This is a genomic window from Chitinophaga sp. LS1 (genome assembly GCF_034274695.1).
Classification (GTDB): Bacteria; Bacteroidota; Bacteroidia; order Chitinophagales; family Chitinophagaceae; genus Chitinophaga.
In genome coordinates this window covers 5,869,791-5,883,061 of sequence record NZ_CP128362.1, presented here as the reverse complement: position 1 = coordinate 5,883,061, position 13,271 = coordinate 5,869,791, and the positions used below count along the sequence as shown (strand labels likewise).

Here is a 13,271-nt window from a genome sequence, read left to right as displayed (position 1 = left end):
AGTACATTATAACTACACTTCTATATCAATTCGATATTGAGGTGAACATTAAGTGATGTATTAGTACTCATTTAGTGCTGATTTAGTATAAAAGCTTCACCGTAGTTGCAAGCGGTATAGTACCTTCATTCCTATCACCTATAAATTGTTTGTTATGGCGCTTGTTAAAGACAGTTTACTCCTCCAACTCGTCAGAGGTACCCTCGGCGATCAACTCACGATTTACGAACGGAATGGCCAGATCATTATGGCCAAGAAACGTGGTCCGTCGAAGAAAAAACCGACTAAAAAGCAGCTGGAAGCCAGGTATAAGATGCAGGTGGCAGCGGCATATGCAAAGATGATCCTACTGGATCCTGAGCTAAAGGCTTATTATAAGTCCAAAGCAGGAGCCGGACAGAATGCTTATAACATGGCGATAAAAGATGCTTTTAAGTCACCCGAAGTACAGCAAATCCGGTTCGAAGAAACGACTGTAATCGTCACAGCAAAAGATGAATTCAGGGTAGCGGAAGTGGAAGTACGGGTGCATGATGCGGCGGGCGCTATGCTGGAAAGAGGCAAGGCTGTATTAGGCAGGAATGGCGTGGACTGGTATTATAACGCAGCCAGTTTGCCTGCTGGTGGAAAGGTCGTAGCGGTAGCGGAAGATCTGGCGGGAAACGGAACAGTGAGAGAAGTGAGGTTAGAATAAATTCAAACAGCAATAAAAACATGCATGAAAAGTGGGAATTCACCAACGGGGAATGAAAACCATTTTCAGAAAAACAGTATTTCAGCAATAAAATCAACCTCCTGATATGCGGGGTATGGCTATTGGCATGCGCCAGCTGAAGGTATACCGGGAAAAAGATCACGGCGGCCAACAGCCTTCACCTGCCAACCGGTCTATTACAGGCATAAAAACCTTCATGAAAGAGGGAATTCACCAACGGGGATGAAAACCATTTTCAGAAAAAACCCTCATGAACCGGGTTCACAAACGACTATGAAAATGGTGGTACCTTCGACAAAAGTACTACCATGGAACAATCACATATCAGTTTTGAACAGGTTGTGAGTCGCGGCTGTGGCCTCGATGTTCACCAGGAGAATGTAGTAGCCACCATCAGAGGAAATGGGTTGGAAGAACAAACCCGCACTTTTAGCACTTTCACAAGTTCACTTAGGGACCTGGTAGCTTGGCTTGAAGAATCCGGCATTACACATGTCGCAATGGAGAGCACGGGGTTTACTGGAAGCCTGTTTTTAATATACTGGAACCTCACTTTGAACTTATTCTGGTCAATGCCCGGCATATTAAATATGTGCCGGGGCATAAGACCGATCGCAATGACAGTGCCTGGATTGCAAAATTATTGCTAAGCGGGCTACTAAAGGGAAGTTTTATTCCACCGCAATACACTCGCGAATTACGGGAATTGTACCGATACAAACGTAAAGTAATAGGACAGCGGTCCAGTGAATATAACCGGTTACAGAACATTTTAGAGACAGCCAATATCAAATTGAGCACTGTAGTCAGTGATGTATTCGGTGTAAGTGGCTGGTCAATGATCACTGCCATTATTGAAGGAGAACAGGATCCTATGATATTGGCCAATTTGGCAAAAGGTAGGCTCAAAATCAAAAAACAAGAGCTTATTCTTGCATTAGAAGGCCATCTTAATGAGCATCACCGTTTTATGCTCAGCCTGTCTAAAACTGTTATTTTACAGCTAAATGACCTACTTGGTCAGGTGGATAACCGTATAGATCAGTACTTAAAAAATGGGAGGAAGAAGTAAAATTACTTCAGACTATTCCCGGAGTACAAAAACAAACAGCTACCGCCATCTTAGCCGAAATAGGTACAGATATGCATGCGTTCCCTAATCAGCATCATTTGGCTAGTTGGTGTGGTTTATGTCCTGGTAATAATGAAAGTGCCGGAAAAAAGAAAAGTGAAAGAATCAATCATGGCAACAGATCCCTTAAAACCGCACTCGTGGAAGCAGCATGGGCTGCAGCACATACGAAAGATACTTATCTGAAAAGAAAATATTATACTTTGAGTATACGAAGAGGCAAAAAACGAGCACTTATTGCAATTTCACACAAAATCCTAATTGCCGCTTATTTTATACTCAAAAATAGAGTGCCATATATGGAACCTGATAATCAGGAGTGGCTAAAAAAAGAAAGCAGGCGCAGATAAATAATTATCTCAGACGCCTGCGCGAGCTTGAGGCATTACCCCCATCTCAATAAGATTACTAAGTTACAAAAATCGACCTTTTATTGGTGCTTTTTCAGCCTGTAGAAAAAACTGATTTAAGACTCTAAGTACAAACGATTGTTGCTATAAGCACGAAAAGAAAATTTTAATCCTATAGAGTCATATCAAATTATGGCCTGGACGAACTATTTTCAAAGAAAAAAGGTCGAATGAATTCGACCTTCGTATATCATAGTTCACGTTATTGAATAGCTGTAATCTGCAAAAATTACTGAGAGTTCATACAGCTTGTAGAGACTAAATAAATGTTTACCAGAAGCGGATGTACAGCGCACTGAGTATCAGCAGCGTTATTACGATCATAACGATGGTAGACGGTGCCAGTTTGAACATCGCTTTGTCCAGCTGGAAGGCTTTCGGATTGATGGCCGGACCTGCCAGGCTCAATATCACCATCACCAACAGGGTAAAGAAGAATGCCCAGCCCATACAGATCTGGAATGGAATTTCATATACCCCCTTGCTGTTCAGGAACGCAGTGTATAACCACGTTTCATGTCCAAACCATTCCGCTGCATAGTTATTGAACACCACGGAAAGTAAAAAGCCGGTTACGATACCTGCTACTGCCGCTGCACCAGTGGTACGCTTCCAGAACATACCGAGCAGGAACATGGCGAATACACCAGGACTGATAAAACCTGTATATTTCTGGATAAAGGTAAAACCACCAGCACCACCAATACCTAACAGGTCGTTCCATGTAAAGGCAATGGCCACCAGCATGGCCACAACGATCGTAAGGCGACCTGTCCATACCAGCTTTTTCTCGTCAGCTTCTTTATTGATATATTTTTTGTAAACATCCAGTGTAAAGATCGTCGAAATACTATTTGCCTTACCCGCCAGTGACGCTACGATAGCAGCTGTCAACGCCGCGAGAGACAAGCCTTTCAGACCATTTGGCAGGAAGGTCAGCACAGCAGAATAAGCATTGTCCGCATTGAATTGACCACCCGGTGCCATTTCGCCCTGCAGTCCACCATTCTTGTACAATACATAAGCGGCGATACCAGGCAACATCACGATCACAGGCATCATCAGTTTCATAAGACCCGCAAAGAGAATACCATTACGGGCTGTCTTCAGATCCGCACCCAGTGCTCTTTGTGTGATGTATTGGTTACAACCCCAGTAGTTCAGGTTGATGATCCACTGGCCTGCAAAGTAAATAGTGATACCAGGCAATAAGAGATAACGGTTGATGTACTCCTGCGAAGCACCGGGACCAGGTTTTTTGAGGATCATCTCAAAGTGATCGGGAGAATCTTTCATGAGTGCATTAAAACCAGCCAGTGCATCTTTGCCAAGGCCAAAGTGTTCGCTCACCATGGTCAGTGCCAGCCACGTAGTAGCGAGGCCACCAATGATCAGTACAATCACCTGGATCACATCGGTGTAACCGATCACTTTCATACCACCTAGCGTGATGACCAGAGCAAATATAGCCAGGGCCACCATGATGATGTGAAAATGTTCAGCACCTACCAGGTTGTTGATGGCCAGTGCACCGAGGAACAGGATGGACGTGAGGTTGACGAACACGTAGAGGAATAACCAGAATACAGCCATGATCAGCGCCACCGTTTCATTATAACGGGTTTTGAGGAACTGTGGCATCGTGTAGATCTTGTTCTTCAGGTAAACAGGAATAAACCAGACTGCTACGATAATGAGGGCTACGGCAGCAATCCATTCATAGGCAGAAACGGCGATACCGACAGAGAAGCCGTTGCCACTCATACCAATGAATTGTTCAGCTGAAATGTTGGAGGCAATAAGGGAAGCGCCTATGGCCCACCACGTGAGTGATCCTTCTGCCAGGAAGAAATCTTTCGTACTCATAGTGGCCTTCTTTTTCCGGAGGTAAATCCAGTAACCATAAGAAGCGACTACCAGGAAGTAGATTACAAAGATGATGTAATCAATGTTGGCTAGTTTATTCATATTATGTGGAATGTAACGGTGTCTGGTTTCACAACGGGTGCTCCTGCATCGGGAGGCAAGATAGTAATAATTGTCAATTTTACATTTAAAGTCTAAAAATATTTTTATCTGGTAAAATTTTAACCTTCGAATGTGCAGATTTTGCCTTCGGCAGTTTTTTTCTATATTACATCCTTATGCGTCAATTATTAAAGAACTATAGTAGCATCCTGCTTTTGCTGGGAGGGATCATTACCGGCAGCATTATGGGTCTCACGCTAGGGCCACGGGTATTGATCCTGAAACCCATCGGTGATATTTTCCTTAACCTGATCTTTATTGCGGTCGTACCGCTGGTGTTTTTTGCTATTTCTGCAGCTATTGCCAATATTGATCCGGGGCAGAAACTGGGTAAGATCATGTCTGCCATGGGGCTGGTATTCCTTTCTACTATATTAATAGCTGCATTTTTTACGATTGTGGTGATCTGGTTTTTTCCACTGGAAGCGGTAGTGACCGTTCCGGGGGCATTGCCGGACCTCAAAGATGCGGGTAACTGGGGAGATCAGTTGGTAAGATTACTGACCACAGAGGAGTTCTTTTCCCTCTTATCGAGGAAGAATATGCTACCGTTGTTAATCTTTGCCGCTATTATGGGCTTTGCGGCCCTGAAAGCCGGGGAAGCAGGTGCACCTTTCAGGAAGTTCCTGCTATCGGCCAATGCGGTCATGAAGAGCTTCCTCGACATTATTATGGTGATGGCGCCATTAGGTTTGGGCGTTTATTTCGCCTGCCAGATTGCGGAACTGGGTCCGCAGTTGTTCGTGACCTATGCCAGTTCTATGAAGATTTATTATGGCTTTGGTATTGTCTACTTTTTCGTGGGGTTTTCCTTTTATGCTTTTCTGGCCGGTGGGTGGAAAGGGATTGTTACATTTTGGAAATATAATATTGTGCCTTCCCTGACCGCTTTAGGATCCTGTAGCAGCATTGCGACCATTCCTGCCAATCTTGAGGCGGGGAAGAAAATGAAGGTGCCGGAAAGTATTAATAACGTTGTGGTACCGTTAGGTGCCACCCTGCATAAGGATGGGTCCAGTATTTCTTCGATTGTAAAGATCGGGGTGGTATTTGCGCTGTTTGGAAGGGATTTTTCGGGGGTGGATACGATCCTGCTGGCATTGGGGATTACGGTGATCGTGAGTATTGTGGAAGGAGGCGTCCCTAATGGCGGGTACATAGGGGAACTCCTTGTAATGTCTGTTTATGGATTTCCGGTGGCGGCTTTGCCAGCGGTGATGATAGTTGGTACGCTGGTGGATCCGCTGGCTACTGTATTGAATGCAACAGGCGATACTGTAGCTGCGATGATGGTGACCAGGGTGCTGAAAGGGAAGAAGTGGATGGAGCGTGAAGTGATTCCGGCCAGTGATAGCTTGCCAAAGGGGTAGATACTAATAACAGTCCGGCAGGATGACGAACTAGGCCATCCTGCCGAAGTGGTAGCATTTATATCACGGATCCAGCGGATCATTAGGATCTTCCTGCCATGCCTTTTCATCCGGCAGGAACCTGTTCGTCGTATCATCCACTCTCTCCATTTCCTTATATGGCACATAACCGATTTCTTTTACAAAACGGGGCGCCATCTTCTCGATCATCAGCGACTGCATCGGATCGGTAATAATAAGTCCCGGTTTGGCCGCCGGCATATTAAATAGGAACATCAGCCTTTCCGTATTACGGATATTGGTCGTCGTATGTCTCGCATGCGGTTCTATGATGATGGCACTATCCGGAATACCCAATTTTGACATCAGGTACTTCTTCATTTCCACCGCCTCACAGAATGGCGTTTTGTACGGATGTACATGTCCACCGGAAACAACGATGTAAGGTGCGAGTTTGTTATTATAAGCTTCCACAGCCAGTTTGCAGCGATACACACCTACTGAATCCATGCTTTGTCCTTTCTTTCCAGGACCTGCACCGGGCACGAGGATCACACTGTACTTGTAGGCATTCCAGTAAATCAAACGGGAACTCTTAAAGGCAGCCGCATTACTACCGGCGTACAGTGGTTCGTAACGGGTGGCCTCATCCCTGCCATTTACTTCCAGTGCAGTGAGAGCTGCCTGTAATGACTGACGATAGAAGGCCCCTCCCATCTTGTGCTGTAAACCTGTTTTCACAGCAGGTAAATCAGATGGCTGTAAAGAAGCGCTATCGATCGCTGCATAGCGGGGGCGTTCACCCTGTAAATACACTTCGTAAATGTGGTTCATACCGGTAGCGATATCTCCCCATACTTTGCGGATATAAGCCGTATCATTTTCTTCGTCATATACCGGGTAACGGTTCACTACTTTCAGGCGTTGTACCATCTCGGTCATATCACTGTTAGTGCTTACTAACTGTACAAACTCATCTCCTGTTCTGCGGATTTCGTCCGGGGTCCATTCCAGCGCTTCGCCCAGGCAGGCTGCATCGGTACAGTTGCTGAGTGCCGTTTGTAAACGGGTGGCTCTTTCAGTTGCGATGGTATTAAATACGGCATCCTTTTGCACGATATCATGGGCTTCTCCTTTTCTTTCCAACGTATAGAGAAAGTAAAAAGACTTCCTGATTTGTACCTGCTGTGTAGCCGTAAACGTGATACCTGCCGGAACAGTGGCGCGTGGTTTTGCTGCCGGCTTGTGATAATGTTTACTCTTGTGTTGCCCAAAGGTCATTGTGGTAGCCAGTAGCCCTGTGCAAAGGCTAATGGCAAAGATCTTTCTGTTCAATTTCATTTTATTTCCTTTCCATTTTTCCAAATTGCGGTAATGCTCCTGGTGGCTTTGATATCCTCTGCAGGATTGCCATCAAGGATCATAAAATCTGCTTTATTTCCTGGTATTAAAGTTCCTGAATGATGCGCGCCGTTTAGCAATTTTGCGCCATTGGCGGTGGCACAGGTAATAACTTTGAGTGGGGAGAGCCCTGCTTCGGCCATCAGTTCCAGTTCCAGGTGTTCTGAAAAGCCCTGTGCACGGGTGGGTTGTGCACCAGAGTCAGTACCCATACAAATGGGGATGCCGGCGCTGTCCAGTTTATGTAAGTTTGTTTTTGCGATGTTGAAGGCTTTGATTTTTTTCTCACGGTCCTTATCGTTCTTCTGGGGCATACTTTTTAATTCATCGTATACACCTGGTTCAAGGGAGTGAATAAAAAAGTCATCATTTATCCAGGCAGACCATTGCGTACCGTATGCAAAATTATATCTGTCTAAAGAGAGTGTGGGAATATAATAAGTACCTTTTTCTTTCATCAGGGTAATGAAAGCATTATCTACCACCTGATCACGGATACTATGTGCCAGCAGGTCGATGCCATCGTTCACTAAATTGCGGGCATCTTCCAGATAATAGACATGGGCAGCTACTTTAATACCATGGGCATGGGCGGAAGTAATAATCGCCTGGTAAATTTCAGGCGTCACTTTGGGGTTCCCATCCACCCAAATCTTTACAAAATCAGGATGTAGGTCCGCCAGTTGTTCCATGGCAGCCGTTGCTGCTTCAGGAGTAAGGGGCCGTTGGATATGTTTTCCAAATGCGCCGGGAGGTACGCCACCGTTAGCACCAAAGCCGTAGCCGGCCGTATAAACGGTTGCACCGGGAATGGCGCCTTTTTGAGAAGAATCGCGCAGTGGCCAGATCAATGGCTGGTCAGTACCCATGCTCAATACGGCACCGATGCCGTAATGTAAATATTGTTCCAGCTGCCGTTTTACATTCCCGACCGTGTAATTATTGGCGGTAGCTGTATTTCCTTTTATCAGTCCCAGGTGCCCATGGGCATTGATCAGCAGCGGCATGACCGTTTTGCCGTTCATGTTAATGCGTCTGGCGTTTTTAGGCAGGTGTTTAGTATCCGGAAAGGAAACTACCTTGTCTGCCTGGATCACCATATTTGCATGCTGGCGCACTGGCGCGCCGCTGCCGTCTATGAGCGTAATATCTTTCAGTACCGTAAGGGATCCCTGCTGCGCAAAAACTAAGCAGCTTTGAAATATTGCCCCTATGGTCAACAACAGATAATTCTTCATTCAGTATGGTTTGCAGTATTGCAAACTACGAACTATCAGTTAAAAATAGCGACCGTTGCGGACTGAATTTGATGAAAGGCATGAGCGAGGTCCGCCAGAAGGTCTTCCGGTTCTTCCAGTCCCACGCTTAAACGGATCAGGCTATCCGCTACCCCGGCGGCTCTGCGCGTTTCGTCAGGGATAGATTTGTGGGTCATGGCAGCCGGATGACATAACAAACTTTTAACACCTCCAAGGCTTTCAGCAAGCTTAAAATATTTGGTGCTGGTCACAAATTGCTGTGCAGCTGCCTCCGTATCTGTTTTTAGGGTGAAACTCACAATGCCTCCAAATCCTTTAGACTGCTTTTTTGCAATATCATGGTGAGGATGTGATGAAAGGCCGGGATAAAATACTTTATCGACCAACGGGTGCTGCTCCAGGAAGCGTGCAACCTCTCTTGCATTGGCACAATGCTGGCGCACCCGGAGGTGAACGGTCTCGATACCACGAATTAACAGGAAACTGTCGAATGGTGACAATATCGCACCACAGGCATTCTGGTAAAATTTGATTTCGGCGCCCAATGCAGGTTCTTTGGTGACGACCACACCTGCTATCAGGTCGCTATGGCCACCCAGGTATTTGGTGGCGCTGTGGATAACGATATCTGCACCCAGCAACAGTGGTTGCTGTAATACCGGGGTACCAAAGGTATTGTCCACAGCAAAGAGGATTTGATGAGCTTTGGCAATTTTCGCAATCGCCCCGATATCTGAGATCTTTAAAGTTGGATTAGTGGGTGTTTCCAGCCAGATCAGCTTTGTAGCCGGTGTGATGGCGTCCAGAACGTTTTGTACATCGCTGGTGTCTACATAAGTGACTTTGATCCCGAACTTTTTGTACACCTTGTCAAAAAGACGGAAAGCGCCCCCGTAAATATCGTCTACTGCAATGATTTCATCTCCTGACTGCAGGAGTTTTAATACAGCATCGATAGCTGCAAGTCCGCTGCTAAAAGCGATGCCGGTACTGCCGCCTTCCAGGCCGGCCACGATCTTCTCTAATGTTTCGCGGGTAGGATTGTTGGTACGGGCATAGTCATAGCCTTTGTTCACGCCGGGTGCTTCCTGTACAAAGGTGGAAGTCTGGTAGATTGGGACTGCGATTGCACCTGTTAATGGATCTACCGGAATGGAATGGAGGAGGTTGGTGATGTTGCTCATCGGTTTGTTTTTTAGTTGATGATGAAATTGATTAAACAGGGTTCCGTTAGAGCTTATCAGAAAGGAGTGGGCATAAAAAAACTCACCTGGATAGTCAGGTGAGTTTAAAAGTATATTGAGTAATATCGATCAAATCTACTGACTTATCTTTCCCGGTTTGATCCGGGATGGATGTAGCACCTTTCCTGTTTGGTGGAACAGGATGGTTGCTAAGGCTTCGCAGGGCCATTTCCCTCTGCCTTTCTTGATAAGATATCTTAAAGAACTGATGCAAATATAAAGCGGGAAATTCCAAATTTCCAAGAATATGCAGCAAAAAAATCTTCATATGCCTTTGGTCAAAGAAGTTTTTTGGGACGAAGAGGCCCTACAGACGGCAAAAGAAAATGAAAATAATGCCCGGTATCAATTTTTATTTGGTTTACTAAACACTGTTCAGTAAGTTTGCATCGTAAAGTAAATCATTATGGGGATTTCTGATCGGAAAGAAAGAGAAAAACAGGAGATGCGGAAGCGAATCATTGTCGCTGCCATGGAGATGTTTGTAAAAGATGGATATGAGAAAACCTCTATCCGCAACATTGCAGAAAAGATTGAGTATTCTCCTGCTACCATCTACCTGTACTACAAGGATAAAGACGAATTGTTTTACGAGATCCAGCGCGAAGCGTTTGATCAGATGCATGAATACTTCCGGGTGCATGCTGTCTCTGCCGATCCAATGCAGCGACTGCGTGAATTGCTGAAAGCATATATCGAATACGGGATTGCCAACCCGGACCTCTACGACCTCATGTTCATCCTCCGCTCTCCTATGAAAGCGGTGCAGGAAGATGACTTCTGGGAAAATTGTAACGGCTCCTTTAGGTTCCTGCTGGATACAGTAAGTGCTGCAAAAGACTACCTCCGTTTCTCTGATCCTGTAAAGGCAGGAATGATCATTTGGGGTTTAGGACATGGCATTATCGCCCTCTCTATCCGTGACAGAATGAAAGTGACCAGGTTGAATGAAGGAGAGCAGGCAGCTCTTGTCCAGTCTGCACTACAAGAGTTTATGCAAATTATTCAGAAATAAATTGTCTGTGAGAACCATCAGGTTGACACAGACAAACAATCCTTCTTTTCATTGACACTTAACGTGTCTTTTTTTATACCACTTTACTAAACAGTGTTCATTATGTCAACACACATTAAAAAAAGACTTTTGTTCATAATAACTATTCTGGGCGCATCTTTCCGCCTTTCTGCCCAGGATACGCTGCTTGAACACTACATCCGGGAAGCCTTTACCCACAACCAGGGCCTCCAGCAGCGCAATTTCCAGCTGGACAAATCGCTGTATGCCCTGCAGGAAGCCAAATCACTCTTTTACCCCAGCGTGAGCCTGGAAGGTGATTATACCCGTGCTGCCGGTGGCCGTACCATCGACCTTCCACTCGGGGATTTGCTGAACAATGTGTACTCGAGTCTCAATCAGCTCACGGGCAGCAACCAGTTTCCCCAGCTGAAAAATCAATCCGTGCTCCTCAACCCTGATAATTTCTACGACGTCAAACTGCACACCACCCTCCCGCTCATCAACACTGAGATCTGGTATGCCAACAAAATCCGCAACGAAAGCATTTCCCTGCAACAGGCATCTGTGAACGTGTATAAGCGTAAACTGGTGAAGGATCTCAAAACCGCCTACTACCAGTACTACCAAAGCTGCCGCGCTGTTGAAATCTACAACGCCGCCATGTTGCTCGTAGATGAAAATATCAGGGTCAATAAAAGTTTTATTGCTAACGGGGTGACTAATACCACTGCCCTGACCCGCTCTCAGGCAGAACAACAAAAGATTATCACCAATATCACCAGCGCTGAAAACCAACGCACCTTATCAAAAGCATATTTCAATTTCCTACTCAACAAACCACTGAACGATACTATTTTTCTGGACACCACTACTTTTGTTTCTGCTTCCCTCCTGCCTGTAGCCGATACCGGCACGATTACAAACAGAGAAGAACTACAACAGCTGGAACAGCAAAAAAAGATCGCAGGTCTGCAATACAAACAATACAACTCCTACCTCGTTCCGAAACTCAGCACCTTCCTGGATCTTGGTTCACAGGGCTTCAACTGGAGTGTAGACAATAAAACCCGCTATTACCTCTGGGGCGTACACCTGCAGTGGGACCTCTTCACCTCTGGTCAGCAAAAGCACAAAGCACAACAGGCTGCCATGGAAATAAAAACGGTCGATGCTACTTACAACGAAATTTACAGTTCGCTGCAACTCGCACTCACCACGGCGTACAACAACTACCATACGGCTGTTGCTAATTATCAGAATGCTCAAACCCAACTCGCACTTTCTGAAAAATATTACCGCGATCAATTCAAAGTATATAAAGCCGGTCAGCTCCTTTACCTGGAACTGCTGGATGCACAAAACCAATTAACCAACGCACGCCTGCAGGTAGCTGTTGCTTTTGCAGGTGTACAAACTTCTATGGCCGACATTGAATTGCAGGCCGCCGCTTACCAGTTATAATAACAATATTAAACGTCGATATATGAAAACTATTCACGCCATCTTACTACTGCCTTTTCTCGCTGTCTTCGTTGTTTCCTGTGGAGATAACAAAGCTGCTGAAAACAAAAACACCACTGAAGTCATTCCGGTAAAACTGTTGCCACTGAATGGTCAACGCACAGGTGCCGCTACCATAGCCGTATCCGGACAATTTACTACTGACGATGAAACTATGCTTTCTTTTAAAACCGGTGGTATCATTCAAAGCCTCGCTGTGAAAGAAGGTGATGCTATCAAAACCGGCCAGGTACTGGCCACGCTCAATCCTACTGAGATCAATGCGCAGGTTACACAGGCTCAACTGGGCTTTGAAAAAGCACAGCGTGACTACAACCGCGTACTACACTTATACCAGGATAGCGTAGCCACGCTGGAACAATTGCAGAATGCAAAAACAGCGATGAGCATTGCAGGGGAACAATTCAAATCGGCTGAGTTCAATCGTAGTCATTCACAGATCCGTGCCACCTCTAACGGATATGTATTGCGCAAACTCGCTAACGAAGGTCAACTGGTGCAAGCCGGTACCCCCATCTTCGAAACTAATGGTGCAGCTTCCGGCAACTGGCTGCTGCGCGTAGACCTGAGCAATAAACAATGGGCGGCGATCCAGGCACAGGACAAAGCGATGATTGAAATTGAATCGGTAGCAGGAAAGACTTTTGAAGGTACTGTAGTACGTAAAACAGAAGGTCTGAATCAGACCAGTGGTACATTCAAAGCAGATATTCGATTGAATGGTGTAAAACCTGCAGCTATTGCCTATGGCATGTTTGGCAAGGCGACGATTCAGCCGGGAGGTGGGAAAACGAAAAATCAGGCGAATGCTGGTGAGGGTGGATCAGAAGCTGGCAGGTCTGTGGGTGTTGGTGGATCTGAAACCGGAAAGTCTGTAGGTGTTGGTAGATCTGAAGCTGGCAGGTCTGCTGGTGTTGGCGCAACAGCAGCGAACAATGGTCCATGGTCCATTCCTTACGATGCCCTGATGGAAGGCGATGGCAGTACTGGTTATGTATTCATCACCAACGATAACAAAACTGCAAAGAAAATCACCGTGACTATCAGTGGTATGGAAAAAGACCAGGTGATCATTAGCAAAGGACTGGAACAGGCAGGTGCACTCATTATTTCCGGCAGTGCTTATCTCACTGATGGCAGCCCGATCAGTGTAAAATAAGTTTAACCGTTTCA

At 45.7% G+C, this 13,271-nt stretch carries 12 protein-coding genes, 1 pseudogene and 1 riboswitch; of the genes and pseudogenes, 9 read left to right on the top strand and 4 right to left on the bottom strand.

What is annotated here, in order from left to right:
- The first annotated feature begins 154 nt into the window (after positions 1-154).
- From QQL36_RS24310 to QQL36_RS24295, 4 genes and pseudogenes are all read left to right on the top strand, one after another.
- Complete coding sequence (locus QQL36_RS24310) at positions 155-694, top strand: hypothetical protein (RefSeq protein WP_321567078.1); 540 nt, start codon at positions 155-157, stop codon at positions 692-694.
- A 329-nt stretch (positions 695-1,023) separates the two neighbouring features.
- The gene (locus QQL36_RS24305) at positions 1,024-1,365 is read left to right on the top strand and encodes a hypothetical protein (RefSeq protein ID WP_321566369.1); all 342 of its coding nucleotides are present in this window, start codon (positions 1,024-1,026) and stop codon (positions 1,363-1,365) included.
- Entirely contained in the window at positions 1,254-1,787 is a 534-nt protein-coding gene (locus tag QQL36_RS24300; RefSeq protein WP_321570559.1) for an IS110 family transposase, read from the top strand. The genes QQL36_RS24305 and QQL36_RS24300 overlap by 112 nt, the downstream gene beginning before the upstream one ends.
- A gap of 11 nt (positions 1,788-1,798) precedes the next feature.
- Positions 1,799-2,197: pseudogene (locus tag QQL36_RS24295) on the top strand (transposase); the annotation flags it as partial.
- Positions 2,198-2,527: 330 nt separating this feature from the next.
- On the opposite strand, the gene QQL36_RS24290 reads toward QQL36_RS24295, so the two are convergent.
- A complete protein-coding gene (locus QQL36_RS24290) occupies positions 2,528-4,225 on the bottom strand; it encodes a sodium:solute symporter family transporter (protein WP_083723050.1) in 1,698 nt (565 codons plus the stop codon).
- A 176-nt stretch (positions 4,226-4,401) separates the two neighbouring features.
- Between QQL36_RS24290 and QQL36_RS24285 the strand changes: the two genes are divergently transcribed.
- A complete protein-coding gene (locus QQL36_RS24285) occupies positions 4,402-5,655 on the top strand; it encodes a dicarboxylate/amino acid:cation symporter (RefSeq protein WP_321567077.1) in 1,254 nt (417 codons plus the stop codon).
- 63 nt (positions 5,656-5,718) lie between these two features.
- Here QQL36_RS24285 and QQL36_RS24280 read toward each other — a convergent pair whose 3' ends face one another.
- The 3 genes from QQL36_RS24280 to QQL36_RS24270 are packed head-to-tail and all read right to left on the bottom strand — an operon-like array spanning position 5,719 to position 9,499.
- The gene (locus QQL36_RS24280) at positions 5,719-6,996 is read right to left on the bottom strand and encodes a YdcF family protein (RefSeq protein WP_321567076.1); all 1,278 of its coding nucleotides are present in this window, start codon (positions 6,994-6,996) and stop codon (positions 5,719-5,721) included.
- Positions 6,993-8,294 (bottom strand): amidohydrolase family protein, encoded by a 1,302-nt coding sequence (locus QQL36_RS24275; RefSeq protein ID WP_321567075.1) that lies wholly within the window; start codon positions 8,292-8,294, stop codon positions 6,993-6,995. The genes QQL36_RS24280 and QQL36_RS24275 overlap by 4 nt, the downstream gene beginning before the upstream one ends.
- Before the next feature lie 35 nt (positions 8,295-8,329).
- Positions 8,330-9,499, bottom strand: a complete 1,170-nt coding sequence (locus tag QQL36_RS24270; RefSeq protein WP_321567074.1) for a PLP-dependent aspartate aminotransferase family protein — start codon at positions 9,497-9,499, stop codon at positions 8,330-8,332.
- Positions 9,500-9,639: 140 nt separating this feature from the next.
- A riboswitch (SAM riboswitch) is annotated at positions 9,640-9,753 on the bottom strand.
- A gap of 53 nt (positions 9,754-9,806) precedes the next feature.
- On the opposite strand from QQL36_RS24270, the gene QQL36_RS24265 reads away from it, so the two are divergent.
- The 4 genes from QQL36_RS24265 to QQL36_RS24250 all read left to right on the top strand — a co-directional run bounded on the left by QQL36_RS24265 (position 9,807) and on the right by QQL36_RS24250 (position 13,257).
- The gene (locus QQL36_RS24265; RefSeq protein WP_321567073.1) at positions 9,807-9,941 is read left to right on the top strand and encodes a hypothetical protein; all 135 of its coding nucleotides are present in this window, start codon (positions 9,807-9,809) and stop codon (positions 9,939-9,941) included.
- Between the two features lie 24 nt (positions 9,942-9,965).
- Complete coding sequence (locus QQL36_RS24260; RefSeq protein WP_321567072.1) at positions 9,966-10,574, top strand: TetR/AcrR family transcriptional regulator; 609 nt, start codon at positions 9,966-9,968, stop codon at positions 10,572-10,574.
- Between the two features lie 102 nt (positions 10,575-10,676).
- Positions 10,677-12,038, top strand: a complete 1,362-nt coding sequence (locus QQL36_RS24255) for a TolC family protein (protein ID WP_321567071.1) — start codon at positions 10,677-10,679, stop codon at positions 12,036-12,038.
- Positions 12,039-12,060: 22 nt separating this feature from the next.
- On the top strand, positions 12,061-13,257 hold the full coding sequence (locus QQL36_RS24250) for an efflux RND transporter periplasmic adaptor subunit (RefSeq protein ID WP_321567070.1): 1,197 nt from the start codon (positions 12,061-12,063) through the stop codon (positions 13,255-13,257).
- Positions 13,258-13,271: the final 14 nt, after the last annotated feature.

Bases quoted from the DNA above. Each gene is read 5' to 3' on its own strand.
- QQL36_RS24310 (WP_321567078.1), top strand. From the start codon at position 155: ATGGCGCTTGTTAAAGACAGTTTACTCCTCCAACTCGTCAGAGGTACC.
- QQL36_RS24305 (WP_321566369.1), top strand. From the start codon at position 1,024: ATGGAACAATCACATATCAGTTTTGAACAGGTTGTGAGTCGCGGCTGT.
- QQL36_RS24290 (WP_083723050.1), bottom strand. From the start codon at position 4,225: ATGAATAAACTAGCCAACATTGATTACATCATCTTTGTAATCTACTTC.
- QQL36_RS24285 (WP_321567077.1), top strand. From the start codon at position 4,402: ATGCGTCAATTATTAAAGAACTATAGTAGCATCCTGCTTTTGCTGGGA.
- QQL36_RS24280 (WP_321567076.1), bottom strand. From the start codon at position 6,996: ATGAAATTGAACAGAAAGATCTTTGCCATTAGCCTTTGCACAGGGCTA.
- QQL36_RS24275 (WP_321567075.1), bottom strand. From the start codon at position 8,294: ATGAAGAATTATCTGTTGTTGACCATAGGGGCAATATTTCAAAGCTGC.
- QQL36_RS24270 (WP_321567074.1), bottom strand. From the start codon at position 9,499: ATGAGCAACATCACCAACCTCCTCCATTCCATTCCGGTAGATCCATTA.
- QQL36_RS24265 (WP_321567073.1), top strand. From the start codon at position 9,807: ATGCAGCAAAAAAATCTTCATATGCCTTTGGTCAAAGAAGTTTTTTGG.
- QQL36_RS24260 (WP_321567072.1), top strand. From the start codon at position 9,966: ATGGGGATTTCTGATCGGAAAGAAAGAGAAAAACAGGAGATGCGGAAG.
- QQL36_RS24255 (WP_321567071.1), top strand. From the start codon at position 10,677: ATGTCAACACACATTAAAAAAAGACTTTTGTTCATAATAACTATTCTG.
- QQL36_RS24250 (WP_321567070.1), top strand. From the start codon at position 12,061: ATGAAAACTATTCACGCCATCTTACTACTGCCTTTTCTCGCTGTCTTC.